A 13,872-nucleotide genomic window follows, 5' to 3' on the forward strand; every position below is an offset into this window, starting at 1 on the left:
AGCTGTCATTATGAAAGGAACAGTGAGCTAAACGATGAACCATTTCAATAGTCAACTTAAAGACAACCCATTAAAGACACGAACTGATTATGTCCAAGCATTATTATCCTTGGTCAAACCGGTCTACGCACTTATGGCGGATGAAAAAAAGCTCGGTCGCGTTCATATCAGTGATTCTGGCTCAGTTTACGATGAACAGCGCCGCGAAATCGAAGGTTTTTTACGCACACTTTGGGGTATTGGCCCGCTCTGTAGCACTGCTGAACGTGCTGAGCAATATCGCCAATACTTTACGCCAGCAACCCAAGGTATTGTTGCTGGTTGTGACCCAAAATCACAATTCTATTGGGGAGACCTGACCGATTATGACCAACTCTTTGTCGAAATGGGTTCATTAGCCACCATGCTCATCTTAACAAAGCCGTTCTTCTATGATCGATTGACCCCTACAGAACAACAAAATATTTATCACTGGTTGGATCAAATCAACCACCGCAAGATTCCACAAACGAATTGGCTCTTTTTTCGGGTTTTGGTTAATACCTTTTTCGAAAAAGCACAGTTAACTGATGTGACTGACCAAATTGATCAGGACCTAACAGCTCTCGATAGTTATTACCTTGAAGATGGTTGGTATTTTGACGGCTACCGCAATCAAATCGACTACTATATTCCATTTGCCATGCAATACTACGGTATCTTGTACAGCATCCTAGCCACGGACAAAACTGAATCACATGTGGCTAAATTTGCTCAGCGTGCGCAACTATTTTCTAAAACATTTAAGAATTGGTTTGTTAAAAACGGGACGGCCCTGCCATTCGGCCGCAGTCAAACTTACCGCTTTGCACAATCGGCTTTTTGGGCTGCCAGCGCCTTTGCTAGGCTTCCTGTCACATCGACGGTTCAAGCTGAAGGCAAATATTTACTCGGAGCAAACATGCATCAGTGGTTTAGCTTGCCGATTTTCACCAGTGATAACTTGTTAAGTATCGGTTACGGCTATCCCAACTTAGTCTTTGCTGAAGGTTACAATGCCCCGGGGTCGCCTTATTGGGCTTTGAAAAATTTCATTGTCTTAGCCTTACCCGATGATGATTCCTTCTGGCAGTTACCAACCACAATACCAAGTTTTCCGGTTCAAACAGTTAATCAAGCGTCACGCATGCTCCTTGTTCACGCTGATCAGGGTCAGGAACTCCAAGCCTTTACAGCTGGTCAACATTCTCACGAACATGCTCATGGCGAAGATAAGTACGAAAAATACGTCTATTCCACGACTTTTGGCTTTAGTGTTAAGAAGGGTAGCGTCTTGCCTAAGCAGGGTGCCTACGACAATACCCTAGCCATTAGTGAAAGTGAAACCGATTATCGGACAGCCTTTGGCTATCAAAAGTTTGCCATCCATGATGATTACGTTTATTCCCAATGGCAGCCTTGGTCAGATGTCACGATCGATAACTTTATTGTGCCAGTATATCCTTGGCACATCCGTATTCATCTGATTCAAACAGCACGCACTTTGAACTTATTGGAAGGTAGTTTCAGTGCACCCAACGGTGGCGTTGCGTTAACAACTACCGAGCCCCAACAGGCCATCTACAATAGTTCCGTTGGTGCAACTGGCATTGTCGGTTTAACGCCGAACTTAACAGCCAATATCAGTGAACCGGAACCAAATACGAATGTCTTTTTCCCCAAGACAGCTTTGCCACTAATCAGTGGGACGGTCACCCCAGGTAAACAACTGGTGATCACCGCTTGTCTAGGGGCTGCTCATCAACAAGCTGACGCTGTGCCACCTATGACCGTTAATCTCGACGGCCAACTCGCACACATCACCATCGGGTCACAACACTTAGACGTGACCCTCAACGAACTAGCAAATTAAAAATTAGCGAGGAATTAACATGGAAAATTATCAAGTATTTGCAGAACAAACATTGCATAAAGTGACCAGTAAAATGGCCGCCGTTATTAACCGAAACACCGGTATTATTCCCTATACCACGGATGACCAGCACCAATTCATTAACGTTTATCAGCAAGACCCTTTTTGGTGGACTAACGGATTCTGGGGCGGCATTATGTGGGAACTGTACCATTTGACCAGTAACCATATTTACCGTGAACAAGCCCTCGAAGTGGAGCATAAACTAGACGGCAACTTAATGTCAGCGGTACATTTAGACCACGACAATGGCTTTAAATGGTTATTGACCGCTGTTGCCCATTTTCAAGACGACCAAGATGAAACCGCTCACAATCGAGCTTTGTTAGCTGCCAACAATATGGCCGGTCGCTTCAATTTAGCCGGTCACTATTTCAGAGCTTGGAATGACGAAGATGGTCGTAATCGTGCCGACTTGGCTATTATTGACTGTCTGATGAACCTTCCCTTACTCTATTGGGCTAGTGACACAGAAAAAGATCCCCGGTTTAAACAAATGGCCTATGCCCATGCTTTAACCACTCAGAAATACATGATTCGGCCAGATGGCTCTGTAAAACATATTGCGGTCTTTAATCCTGAAACTGGAGATTACTTACATTCTCAAGGTGGTCAAGGCTACGGTCATGGTTCTTCTTGGACTCGTGGTCAAGCCTGGGGAATTTACGGCTTTGCACTCAGCTATATTCATACAAAAGACCGTTCCTTCTTAGCAACTGCGCAACAAATTGCCAATTACTTTATTGCTAATATTCCAGCAAGCAATAAAATCCCAATTGATTTTCGTCAACCAGCTGAGCCTTGGTTGGAAGACGCTTCAGCGGCAGCTATTGCTGCAAGTGGCTTATTAACACTCGCAGACCAAGTCAACCCAGCTGACCAAGCAATCTATCGTGAGGCTGCCGGACGGATCCTTAAGACCTTAACTGACACTGGAGCTGATTGGGACACGACCCATGATGCTTTCGTTACCCATTGCTCTGCTGAATACCATGAAGACCGCCACGAATATCCAATCATCTACGCTGATTACTTCTTTGTTGAAGCACTCATGAAATTGGCTCATAAAGATACCGTCTTTAATCCTTGGTAATTAACTTCAAAACTAGCGTCATAACGTGGTGCCTCCCATGTTATGACGCTGGTTTTAGTTTACCCTATGCCAACTTTGCACCACAGACGGTCTCTGTAAGTTACGACTGAATCCACAGCTTATCTTGACTTTAACCAAAATCATATCTAGACTTTAAAGAAAAGAATGGAGGCGGATCATGAGTAAACCGGTGAATATTACTGAGATTGCTCGCCTCGCGAATGTGTCAGTGGCCACCGTTTCAAACGCACTTAAGGGCAAAAAAAACGTCAGTGCCGCCACACGTGAGCGCATCATCAAAATCGCAACCTCACATCACTATCAACCAAGTATGGCTGCGCAGGGCTTACGTACTCAACATACCAGGCTAATTGGTATGCTAGTTCATGACTTTCAAAACGTCTTTAGTAGCACCATTGCGGAGGACATTAATCAGGAACTACATAAGCGTGGCTACTCGTTGGTCATGATTGCTAATAATAGTAAACGCCTACTAAATGCCAGTTTATTTGATGGCCTAATTGTCTTTAATTATCCAGCTTCAAAACAACACCTGGAAAATATGGTTACTGCTTCCAAGCTGCCCACTGTCCTCATGGCTAGTGACAGTACTTTAGACAACGTCGTCAACATCGTCACGGACAATCAGCGATCTACCGCCAAATTGAGCCAGTTATACGAGCATACGGACCATACGAAAGTCTGCTTTTTAACAAACGATCTCGATTCCTATAATTCTGAACGCCGCTGGCAAACCTATCATAACTATTTTATGCGCCATCATCACTATGATATAACTTCAGATACTTTTAACGCTCACTTCCGTAGCGAACCCGCTCGTGAACTCGCCCTGCGTTTATTACAAGCTCACCAATACAATTTCTTCTATTGTTTGAACGATATGATGGCTTATGGTGTCTATCAAGCAGCCAAAGCGCTTGGTTTAACCATTGGACAAGATATTAGTGTTGTCGGCTTTGACAATACCCAACATAACTTAGCCATTTTCCAGCCCAAGTTAACGACAGCTGATCCTAGTATGCATTTATGGAGTGAAATGATTAGTAATAGTCTCGTTAGCCGTATTGAAGGACAACAACCACTCACTAATCAAACTGTCTATGTCCCTAGTCACGTTATTCACGGTGACTCTGTTCATTTAGTTAAATAACATGGTTCTTCAAGATGACTATTGCTGGCTACAATGTCGTTGTCAACCCTTGCTCTTTAATGATACACAAAGGTTAAAAGCACCAAAATCGTCTCGATTATAGTGATATTGACAATAGCTATGTCTAAAAATGGATTTGTACGAATTCATTGCTTCGTCAGTCAATATGAAAAATTGGGTCAAAACAAATGGCCAACCATCTAAAACCAGTGTTTAGCTATATGTTGTTACTGATAACATCGGATGTGATGGTGTCTTGACCGATAATTTTATCAGTCTTACACCCTAGACATATCTGAGAAAATTGGCTGTGAATTGCCAGTAACTGTGATAGATTAATTAACACGACACACACTTATAACAAAAGCTGATCGAAAAGATACCCAATCAGTAAACGATGCCTTGCTAGAAATGTTCTTTCAAATTCTATTATCCCTGATCAAGGTACAGAGTTCCTACAATTAAACAATATTCGAGATGATTTAGGCATCACCATCTATTGGTCAAACCCATGTTCAATAGAACCACGAGGAACCAATGAAAATACCAATGGTTTAATTCGAGAATATTGTACGCCAGCAGAGCTTTTATTCGTGCTGCTATTAAACCTGTACGAAAAAGAGATTGTGCTCATTGCCCAATCTCTTGTAACACTGCTATTCATCATTGTCGTTATCAGTTGTTTCTAACTGCGTTACAACATCAAACAGATTATCCTGACCAACTAGTAAAGCTGCTATCGGCTGATATGCATCGTTGCTTAAGTTTAAATATAAGTCTAGAATCATTGGTAAATTAAGGCTGGCTAGAATACTAACTTGCTCATTATCTGCGTATTGTTCCAAACAAACATTGCAAGGAGTTCCACCCGGTAGATCCACAACGATCACGGTTTCACTCGTTGTTGAACATTCAATATCTATCCGCTGACCTAATTCATCCTTACTGATTTCGCCATCAAAAATTACTGCAGCAACATTTTCATGCCCACCGGCGATCATATCCAAGCTATTCAAATAACTCTGTGCCAAATCACCATGACTTACTAATATTAATTTTCGCATTCGTCTGCCTCCTTTGCTTGATCACTAAATTGTAATTGGGTAATTGCTTTTTCAGTTGTCTCAAAAACCACCAATTCATTCTGACAGGACTTTAAAAAATCTTTCGGAATATACAAAGTTTGCATCGGACCGGCTTGCCAATACCGTCCTAAATTATGACCGTTCAAAATCGCAACACCTTTACCAAAATGAGAGCAATCAAGGTAGGTTCCATGTAGCTCCGAGCAGTCAAAGTTAAACCTCGTCAACGTTGGCCCATATTGAACAGTAGTGCTCGTTTGCCAGTCTACTTGAGATAAACGGCTAAAATCAATAAACCATTGTCGCCAACCAAAATGTAAATGTCGATCAATGACGACCCCAGTTCGAATCCCCTTAGACTGCGTCGGCGATAATAACCGTTGCCCATAATTAACGCGACCAGTATTTTCAACCAGAATCTGTAACTGAGTTTGCAACGTAATCAGTACTTCTAGTTCATCACCTAAGGTTGATTGATATTGGGTTGCCACCAATTTTTGATTGACATAAATATCAGCACGATCAGCAGCATCGACTAATTTAAGTTTTTCAGGCTGATTTTGACCCGCAACCGTCGTTTGATAAAATTGATAACCATAGCCACTACCCTGTTCCATCGGCAGGGGTATGACTGAATCAGCGACTTGCCCGAGCTCGTCTAAGACGTCAATTAACCGCACTTGCACCATTGCTTTAACCGCTGGGTAAGTCTTAGTAGTCGGCATGTTTGGTACAACAGATGGCACCTTTAAGACCGCCTGTAATTCAGTAAATTTGACATTAGGTTGACCATTTTCATGCAAAATTGCGTCATAGTCATACGAAGTCACTTGTGGATAATCAATCACTTGCCGGGAAGAACTCCCATTGTAAAATCCAAAGTTAGTTCCGCCACGAAACATATATAAATTGAAACTAGCACCAGCATCAACTAGCTCTTGTAAATCAGTCTTAAAACTTGAAACATCACGTTTAATGATTTTTTCCTGCCAACGATTAAACCAGCCATCCCAAAATTCCATACACATAAGGGGCCACTGTTTACCATGTGCTTTCATAAATTGCCGTAATTCAACTAAATTTTCTGATGAATGGGATCCAAAATTAGCCGTGACGAGCACATCATCATCAATCAAGCTCCCTGCAGCCAGGGCTTGTTGCCAGCTACCATCCGCGGTAAATAAGGGAACATCAACACCGTCATCGATCATGATCTGCTTGATTGCACGTAAATAGGCCTTATCATTACCAAACGATCCATATTCATTTTCAACTTGCATCATTAAGACTGGCCCACCATGAGTAATTTGTAAGGGGACCAAGACCTTAAATAATTCGGCATAATACGCTTTGACCTTACTCATAAATCTAGGCGTATTCGAACGAACCAGCATATCTGAATAACGTAATAACCAGGCTGGAAAACCACCAAATTCCCATTCCGCACAAATATACGGACTCGGTCTTAAAATGACGTATAAGTCTAACTTTTGCGCCAATAAGACAAACTCCCGGACATCTGCTTGACCAGCAAAGTTAAATTGACCTTCCACTGATTCATGGATATTCCAAGGAATGTACGTCTCGACCGTATTCAGCCCGGACAACTTCAAGGCGCGTAAGGTAGGCTCCCACTCACTTGGTGCCAAGCGAAAATAATGAACTGCCCCCGCATGAATCTTAAACGGTTGGTTATTTAAATAAAATTGTGATTTAACTTCAAATTTTTCCATAATTTATCACTTCTCACCAATATGTTTGCCAAGCCGGATCATGTAGGCGCATCAAGGCTTCCATATAGAAGTAGTCACCCCATAAATTGGCTTCATCAATTCCTTTGCCTTGTGCATAAGCATACACCCCATGTTGTAACAAACCGGCTTGACCCGGTTGAGTACGATAAGCATCGAGTGCACTTAAAATTCCTTTCGCATCACGTTGACCGTGTAACACATAGCTTTGTCGCTGGGCTTCAATCAACCCACAAGCGACAATCGCTGCTGCTGAGCTATCTTTCGGTTCATGACTGGTTTCATCAAAAATCAAGTCCCAATAAGGTACCTGATCGGTCGCTGAATGCTCCAAGTAATATGTGAGTAGCCGGTCGTAAAGCTGCCGATCATCCGCTGTTGGAAAACAACTTTTATACAACGGTAACCCTAGCAAGATCCAAGCTTGACCGCGAGCCCAACAGGAATCATCCGAATAGCCTTGATAAGTCGCACCTTTTAATGGCGCACCCGTTTTAGGATCAAAGTAAAACGTATGGTAAGTCGAGTAATCCGGCCGCACAATATGCTGAATGACTTGTTGGTAATGGGCTTGTCCGGCCGCCGCGTATCGTTCATCACCAGAAAGCCTCGTGGCGGCAAATAATAACGGTAAGTTTAGTAAAGAATCAATGATCAATCGATACTCTTTAGGATCACCAACTTGACCCCAAGCCTGAATAAAATGTCCCTTACTTTGGAACCGGCTTAAAAGCACATCCGCCGCTTGCATAATCATGTCTTGATATTGACCAGTGACCTGATACCCCGCTACCGCTGATAATGAATACAAAAAACCAATATCGTGATGATCCAAAACAAAATGATCATCCAATCGTTGCTGAAAACTGACTAACTGATCGCTGGCAACCTGACGATACTGTTCATCACCAGTAACTTGATAGCTCATCCATAACATGGCCGTCCAAAACCCATTGGTCCAGTCATCATTACCTTTAATCCGATACTGCATCTCTGTCGTGCAAGCTGATGGAAAGTGACCACTAAACCTAGGCATTTGGGCGCGCACTTTTTCAACACAAGCCATCAATCGATCTGTTACCCATTGGTCATCTACCGGTGCTGCTAATTTTGTTAACTGTGCAGTCGCTTGGGCTTTTAACATCTTCCACCACTCCTCACGTTCACTTTAAACTAAAAGCCCGCGATCTCACTGAAATGACGCTGTCAGCGAATTGCAGGCTCCACCATTTATCTCTAACGGACTATTTCAAAAACTTGCTCATTTCAACTTCCGCATCATCCGGTACCATTTGCGCCGTCACGTCAACACCTTTAGCAATCAAGGCTTCTAAATCAGCCCGTTCTTCAGGTAAGAGACTGACTGACTTTTTGACCTGCACCGTACCTTCACGATTAGACATATTACCAACGTTAATTTTGGTAATATCTAAGCCAGCATTCACTAAATCCAATAAAACACTGGGCCGTCGAACGACTAGTAACACCCGTTGTTTTACATATTTATCGGCTTGAATATTCGTAATTGCCTTTTCTTCGGTAATAATTGAAGTACTAATGCCACTAGGGGCTGCCATCCGTAAGATACTCTTTTGAATGCTATCGTTAGCAACTTCATCATCGATTACCATGATGCGGTTGACCCGTAAACCAGTGGCCCAACGCGTAGCAACTTGACCGTGAATCAAACGATCATCAATTCTAATATTTACAAATCCTTGCATGTTTAGCGCTCCTTACTCTTTAAGCAAAAATCTTCAAGTTATAAGCTAAAACTCCGACTACGATCAAGATCAAGGTAACTCGAGTTGAATTCATCTTCTTACGACCTAATAACCAGTAAGCCAGCAAAACAACTAACGCAGGAGCAAGACCTGGCATAATTTGATCCGCCATATCCTGTAATGAAATCTTAACGCCACCCTGTTTGTACTTGTAAGCAAAGACCGCAGTGATGACGGATGGAATCAATGCCCCAATAACGGTCAAACCAAGAATATTGGCTGCGCTCGTAATCTTCTTGAGTCGATTACCAAGAGAATCAATCAACTTGATCCCTTCACGATAACCCATGCCGAAGAAGCTACGCATAATTCCAAGACGCAAGAACCCGTAAGCAATCCATAGAATTAACCCAACTGGATTACCCTTCAAAGCCATGTATGAGGCAATCGAGCCAATGATCGTGTTTGGAATAACCGCAAACAACGTATCACCAATCCCGGCGAATGGTCCCATCATCCCAGTTTTTAGACCGGCAACTGTATCTTTAGCGGCAATCCCTTGTTTTTCTTGGATCGCACTGTCGACACCTAAGATGATTGGTGCCATCGAGTTATTCGTATTGAAGAATTGTAATTCATTAATGGCAGCTTCGGCAGCAATATCGGTTTTACCATAAATTTGTTTTATCAGCGGATAAACACTGTAATAATAGCCTAAGCCTTGCATTTTTTCGTAGTTCCAACCGGCTTGGCCGAAGAAATACCAGCGCCAAAAAGTCTTTTTATTCGTTTTGCTTAATTCAACTTTATTACTCATCTTCCATATCTCCTTCATCATCAGTGTCGGCAGCAGTTGGTTGTGCTGATTTTTGATTGTCCATACCAAACGCAATTAATGCCATGGCTAAACCGATCATTGCAGCTCCGATAACGGGGACCTTCAAAAAGGCCGCTAGGAAAAAACCAACTAATAGAAAAGCAAAATTTTTCTTTAATGGTAAGTAGCGTAGCAAGATAGCAATTCCTAAGGCTGGCAAGATACCACCGGCCGTTTTCAAACCATTCATTAACCACATTGGTAGGTTATTGACAACATCTTGAACGAATTGTGAGCCGAAAACTAATGCTAAGAAAACAGGTAACATCCGCGAGAGTGACGTTGGAATAATCCCATACAGGTTCATATATGTCGCAGACTTCAGCTTACTTTCACTAACCAATTTTTCAGCATGGTGTTGTAAGAACGTGTTGCAGAAACGGGCCAAGACATCTAACTGAATCATCAATAGACCAATTGGAACAGCTAGAGTTGCCCCAAATTCAGCTCCTTTTCCGCTCAAAACAGCAAACGCTGTTCCGAGCAAAGCCCCGGTCATATAATCTGGCATCGAAGAACCACCAAAGTTTCCAACTCCGAGGACTAACAAGTTCAAAGTTCCACCAACAATCAGACCAGTTTGTACGTCTCCCATGATTAAGCCGGCAAAGAAACCAGCCATCGTTGGCTTAACCATTCCAAATGTGGTGTTGTTACCATCATAAATTGCAAAACCTGAATATAGCGTAATTAATAATATTTGCCACCATTGAATTGTCATGTTACAAAATCCCCCTTAAACGGTTTTTACTTCTACTTCAAAATAATCCCATCGTTTATAACTCTCGACATATTCAATCACTGTGTTATCGAATAAATAGCTGTGACGGTGAATAAAAGCCGCTGGTTGTTGTGCTGAATCTAATTGTAGCAATTGACTTTCGGCCATTGGTACTGGAAAAATGATATTAGTTGTTTCATCAATCTTGGTACTGAATAAATCAATACCACTATCATCACGGATTCGCTCATATAATGAATCATAATAGCTTGGATTCTTAAGCGCTTTCAAATTGAAGTAGTCAGCAACTAAATAAGTATGTTGCAACTGTACAGGGATGTCATTGGCTTGGCGTAACCGCATAATATGATAATAGCCATCGCCAGTTGCTAATCCCAATTCTTTAAGAATTCGCGGATCATGTTCTTTATTAATTGATAAAACTTTGACCCGCTCATCAGCATCGTTATTTTTTTCCCGATCGAAGATCTTAACGACTTGCCCATTTCGAGCACGCGACACAAAGGTCCCTTTTCCTTGATGTCTAACCAATAATCCCTTTGAAACTAATTCATTAATTGCCTTGATGACAGTTGCGGAACTCACTTTAAATCGCTTTTTAAGTTCGGCTTCTGAGTAGAACTTATCACCTGCCTTAAATTCACCATTCTTCAATTGATACAATAAAAACTGTTCGACTTGCTGATATTTTAATTGCATTTCTTAAACACCTCCGGTTAACCGGTTAACCCAACAAATATAATTTAGCATGATTTCCACCATTTGTAAACGGTTTCAACAAGTTTATTATTAAAAAGTGACTAACTTAACTTTAAAAGCTAAGTCAGTCACTCATATTATTATTTATTTAAAGATCGAAAGACTAAAAACTATCATGTCAGCAACTATTGTTCCTAAATTCGCATCATGGAGAACACTCCGTCAGTCAGAGCGACCAGTTATATACTAATCAAAACCGTTGATTAACTGTAGCTTGCTGCTGATAGCATCGGACCTGACAGTGGTGTAAGACCGCACTATTTCTGGATCTACGTCTGCATGCTATCAGTAACAACAGGAAGTCATAATAATATTCCAGCAGTTTTCATCTTTTAACCCCTGAGATTATTTATTATTTAAAGTCGTGCATAGGCCGTCATAAATGATTCCAATTCATCTGGTGTTGGATAACCATCATTATCTCCAGGGGCTTGCACAGCAAATGATCCCACTGCATTACCTCGTAAAGCTGAAGCTTCAATTGATAGACCATCTAACTGACCAGTAATAAAACCAGCAGCAAATCCATCGCCAGCACCAACTGTATCAACAACTTTAGCTACTTTATAGCCCGGCACACTATAAGTCTCCCCCGACTTGGTTTTCAAGAAAGCGCCCTTGGCACCAAGTTTGACAACAACCGTCTGCGTGGCCTCACCATTAGCTAAGAAGAAATCGGCAATAGCTTCCGGATCCCGCGAACCCATCAAGACTTCACCTTCGTTAATCCCTGGCAGGATAATTTCAGCGTCAGCAGCGAGACTATTGATCGTGGTTATCATTTTTTCACGACTCTCCCATAATTGTGGCCTTAAGTTTGGATCAAAAGTCGTTTGAATATGATGTACTTTTAATTTAGCAACTAATGCCTTGAACGTTGCCAAAGCTTCATCTGAGGTACCAGGAAAAATTCCTGTTAAGTGTGCCAACTTTAATTCAGAAAAATCAATTTTGTCTAACGCACTCATAGCTAAGTGTGAAGCAGCTGACCCATGCCTGAAATAGAATGTATTGGGATCACCAGTACTAACTTTTTCCTTCATTTGAAAGCCAGTTAAATAGTCGGTGGTCGTACTGATGTAATTAGTTCCAATTTGATTCTGATGCAACTGGTCCTTAATATACTCGCCCATCGGATCTTCACCCAATTGCGTGACATATTCAACGGAATGATCCAACCGTGAAACCCCCACAGCAACGTTAACTTCGGCACCTGCTAAAAATTTTTGAAAGTGCGTTGCATCTCTTAAAGTCACATCTTCATCTTGTGAGGCAAATAGTGCCATTGGCTCACCAATTGTTAAAAATTCACTCATAGGTAATCGACTCCTTATCTTTTGACGAAATAATTATTTTTTAGTTACTTTTTCAAGGCTTGTAAACCGGTTTCCTAAATTATAGGTTATGATGCTTGAACACATTTGTCAACTACTACATCATAATGTTACATCCCATGAGGCATAAAAATTTAAATTGAATACCGATCCATTACATCTGCGGATAACGTATGTACTTTAGCGGCCTGATCACAATTACGTCCCTTCATCAAATCCATTAATATCTCTGCAGATAACCGACCAATATAATCAGGATACTGTTCAACCGCTGAAATTCCAGGATTAACCAGACCAGCCCAGTTCCAGTCATCATAACCCGTTACACCAGCTTGGTCTGGTATGGTTAATTTTAAATTTTGACAAATACGCAAGACCCCCGTCAAGACTTTACCGTTTGCCGCAAAAATCAAAGGATGCTCATCAGATGCAATTAAAACAGAGAGCTGCTTTTGAATCTCAGCCTGATTTTCATCATATTCAATAATTTCAACCGGTAATGGCGCAATCCCCACTTTAAAACCTGCTAGACGATGTTCACGAGTTGAAACTGCTTTAATGTTTTCGCTAATAAAAATCCCCATCGTATATTTTTGTGTCGACATCTGCCCCAACTGGCCAAGATACTGTGAAGCACTGTAATTGTTAGTTACAATGGTATCCCATTGTAATGGACTAGTTTCACGATCAACGAGGACCATTGGTACCTTTTCGGTGGCAATAAAGTCATAATCTGCTGATTCTCGAGAATTGGGTTGCAAAATAATCCCTTCGACTGACTGATCCAAGAGTTGCTTCAATTGCTCTTTTTCCTGCATAACTGAATTGCTAGACTCCATAATAATCATTTGATAGCCAAGATTTTTTAAATAACTATCAATCCCCTTCAACAATAGTGACACATAAATATTAGAAATATCAGCAATCATGATCCCAATCAGACGACTGTGCTTCGTTTTTAATGATTGCGCTCGTCGATTAGGGCGATAGCCCATTTCTTTTACTGTATCGGCAATCCGTTGTCGGGTTTTAACTGACATATGTGAGTAATTTTGATTCAAGAAACGCGACATTGTTGATTTGGACACACCGGCTGCTAATGCAACATCCTGAATGGTGGCTTTTTCCATAACATTGATAGTCCCTTCCAAATTTCAATAAGTTATCTTTATTCTAGTAGTTGTCAGACCAGTTTGCCAACTATTTATCAGAGAGCTAAATTTATAAGATAAATTTACGCTTGAAGTACAACAAATGATAAAAAAAAGAAAATCCATAGCTTGATTTCTTGTAAAATACGGTCACCACAACATCCTTACAAGGAAGACTTAGACCATGAACGCCTACTGTCGTGATTAACTTTAAAGCAGTCTTACAAAGTCATT

12 protein-coding genes and 1 pseudogene are annotated in these 13,872 nt (G+C 41.4%); 4 read left to right on the plus strand and 9 right to left on the minus strand.

The genetic code is table 11. The features are described 5' to 3' along the window. Nucleotides 1–34 precede the first annotated feature (34 nt). The 4 genes and pseudogenes from C5Z25_RS06725 to C5Z25_RS12795 all read left to right on the plus strand — a co-directional run. Nucleotides 35–1,891 (plus strand): DUF2264 domain-containing protein, encoded by a 1,857-nt coding sequence (locus tag C5Z25_RS06725; protein WP_105451934.1) that lies wholly within the window; start codon nt 35–37, stop codon nt 1,889–1,891. Nucleotides 1,892–1,910: 19 nt separating this feature from the next. After that, on the plus strand, nt 1,911–3,044 hold the full coding sequence (locus C5Z25_RS06730; protein WP_105451935.1) for a glycoside hydrolase family 88 protein: 1,134 nt from the start codon (nt 1,911–1,913) through the stop codon (nt 3,042–3,044). A 178-nt stretch (nt 3,045–3,222) separates the two neighbouring features. Further along, nucleotides 3,223–4,215 carry a LacI family DNA-binding transcriptional regulator gene (locus tag C5Z25_RS06735; protein WP_105451936.1) on the plus strand — a complete coding sequence of 331 codons (993 nt, stop codon included), beginning with the start codon at nt 3,223–3,225 and terminating at the stop codon, nt 4,213–4,215. A gap of 339 nt (nt 4,216–4,554) precedes the next feature. After that, nucleotides 4,555–4,784: pseudogene (locus C5Z25_RS12795) on the plus strand (IS30 family transposase); the annotation flags it as partial. Nucleotides 4,785–4,871: 87 nt separating this feature from the next. Here C5Z25_RS12795 and C5Z25_RS06740 read toward each other — a convergent pair. From C5Z25_RS06740 to C5Z25_RS06780, 9 genes are all read right to left on the minus strand, one after another. Continuing rightward, on the minus strand, nt 4,872–5,279 hold the full coding sequence (locus C5Z25_RS06740; protein WP_105451937.1) for a PTS sugar transporter subunit IIA: 408 nt from the start codon (nt 5,277–5,279) through the stop codon (nt 4,872–4,874). After that, nucleotides 5,267–7,033, minus strand: a complete 1,767-nt coding sequence (locus tag C5Z25_RS06745; RefSeq protein WP_105451938.1) for a glycoside hydrolase family 35 protein — start codon at nt 7,031–7,033, stop codon at nt 5,267–5,269. The genes C5Z25_RS06740 and C5Z25_RS06745 overlap by 13 nt, the downstream gene beginning before the upstream one ends. Nucleotides 7,034–7,046: 13 nt before the next feature. Continuing rightward, entirely contained in the window at nt 7,047–8,195 is a 1,149-nt protein-coding gene (locus tag C5Z25_RS06750) for a glycoside hydrolase family 88 protein (protein WP_105451939.1), read from the minus strand. Between the two features lie 100 nt (nt 8,196–8,295). After that, nucleotides 8,296–8,775, minus strand: coding sequence for a PTS sugar transporter subunit IIB (locus C5Z25_RS06755; protein WP_105451940.1), 480 nt, complete (start codon nt 8,773–8,775; stop codon nt 8,296–8,298). A 19-nt stretch (nt 8,776–8,794) separates the two neighbouring features. Further along, complete coding sequence (locus C5Z25_RS06760; RefSeq protein ID WP_105451941.1) at nt 8,795–9,592, minus strand: PTS system mannose/fructose/sorbose family transporter subunit IID; 798 nt, start codon at nt 9,590–9,592, stop codon at nt 8,795–8,797. After that, on the minus strand, nt 9,585–10,373 hold the full coding sequence (locus tag C5Z25_RS06765; RefSeq protein ID WP_105451942.1) for a PTS mannose/fructose/sorbose/N-acetylgalactosamine transporter subunit IIC: 789 nt from the start codon (nt 10,371–10,373) through the stop codon (nt 9,585–9,587). The genes C5Z25_RS06760 and C5Z25_RS06765 overlap by 8 nt, the downstream gene beginning before the upstream one ends. A 15-nt stretch (nt 10,374–10,388) precedes the next feature. Then, nucleotides 10,389–11,093, minus strand: coding sequence for a GntR family transcriptional regulator (locus C5Z25_RS06770; protein ID WP_105451943.1), 705 nt, complete (start codon nt 11,091–11,093; stop codon nt 10,389–10,391). A 416-nt stretch (nt 11,094–11,509) separates the two neighbouring features. Continuing rightward, the gene (locus C5Z25_RS06775; RefSeq protein ID WP_105451944.1) at nt 11,510–12,469 is read right to left on the minus strand and encodes a sugar kinase; all 960 of its coding nucleotides are present in this window, start codon (nt 12,467–12,469) and stop codon (nt 11,510–11,512) included. Nucleotides 12,470–12,621: 152 nt separating this feature from the next. After that, nucleotides 12,622–13,617, minus strand: coding sequence for a LacI family DNA-binding transcriptional regulator (locus tag C5Z25_RS06780; RefSeq protein WP_105451945.1), 996 nt, complete (start codon nt 13,615–13,617; stop codon nt 12,622–12,624). Nucleotides 13,618–13,872 lie beyond the last annotated feature (255 nt).

Source organism: Lactobacillus sp. CBA3605, from assembly GCF_002970915.1.
In the GTDB taxonomy this organism is placed as follows: domain Bacteria; phylum Bacillota; class Bacilli; order Lactobacillales; family Lactobacillaceae; genus Lactiplantibacillus.

Excerpts from the sequence above, each read along its gene's own strand:
- C5Z25_RS06725 (WP_105451934.1), top strand. The coding sequence starts at position 35 with ATGAACCATTTCAATAGTCAACTTAAAGACAACCCATTAAAGACACGA.
- C5Z25_RS06730 (WP_105451935.1), top strand. The coding sequence starts at position 1,911 with ATGGAAAATTATCAAGTATTTGCAGAACAAACATTGCATAAAGTGACC.
- C5Z25_RS06735 (WP_105451936.1), top strand. The coding sequence starts at position 3,223 with ATGAGTAAACCGGTGAATATTACTGAGATTGCTCGCCTCGCGAATGTG.
- C5Z25_RS06740 (WP_105451937.1), bottom strand. The coding sequence starts at position 5,279 with ATGCGAAAATTAATATTAGTAAGTCATGGTGATTTGGCACAGAGTTAT.
- C5Z25_RS06745 (WP_105451938.1), bottom strand. The coding sequence starts at position 7,033 with ATGGAAAAATTTGAAGTTAAATCACAATTTTATTTAAATAACCAACCG.
- C5Z25_RS06750 (WP_105451939.1), bottom strand. The coding sequence starts at position 8,195 with ATGTTAAAAGCCCAAGCGACTGCACAGTTAACAAAATTAGCAGCACCG.
- C5Z25_RS06755 (WP_105451940.1), bottom strand. The coding sequence starts at position 8,775 with ATGCAAGGATTTGTAAATATTAGAATTGATGATCGTTTGATTCACGGT.
- C5Z25_RS06760 (WP_105451941.1), bottom strand. The coding sequence starts at position 9,592 with ATGAGTAATAAAGTTGAATTAAGCAAAACGAATAAAAAGACTTTTTGG.
- C5Z25_RS06765 (WP_105451942.1), bottom strand. The coding sequence starts at position 10,373 with ATGACAATTCAATGGTGGCAAATATTATTAATTACGCTATATTCAGGT.
- C5Z25_RS06770 (WP_105451943.1), bottom strand. The coding sequence starts at position 11,093 with ATGCAATTAAAATATCAGCAAGTCGAACAGTTTTTATTGTATCAATTG.
- C5Z25_RS06775 (WP_105451944.1), bottom strand. The coding sequence starts at position 12,469 with ATGAGTGAATTTTTAACAATTGGTGAGCCAATGGCACTATTTGCCTCA.
- C5Z25_RS06780 (WP_105451945.1), bottom strand. The coding sequence starts at position 13,617 with ATGGAAAAAGCCACCATTCAGGATGTTGCATTAGCAGCCGGTGTGTCC.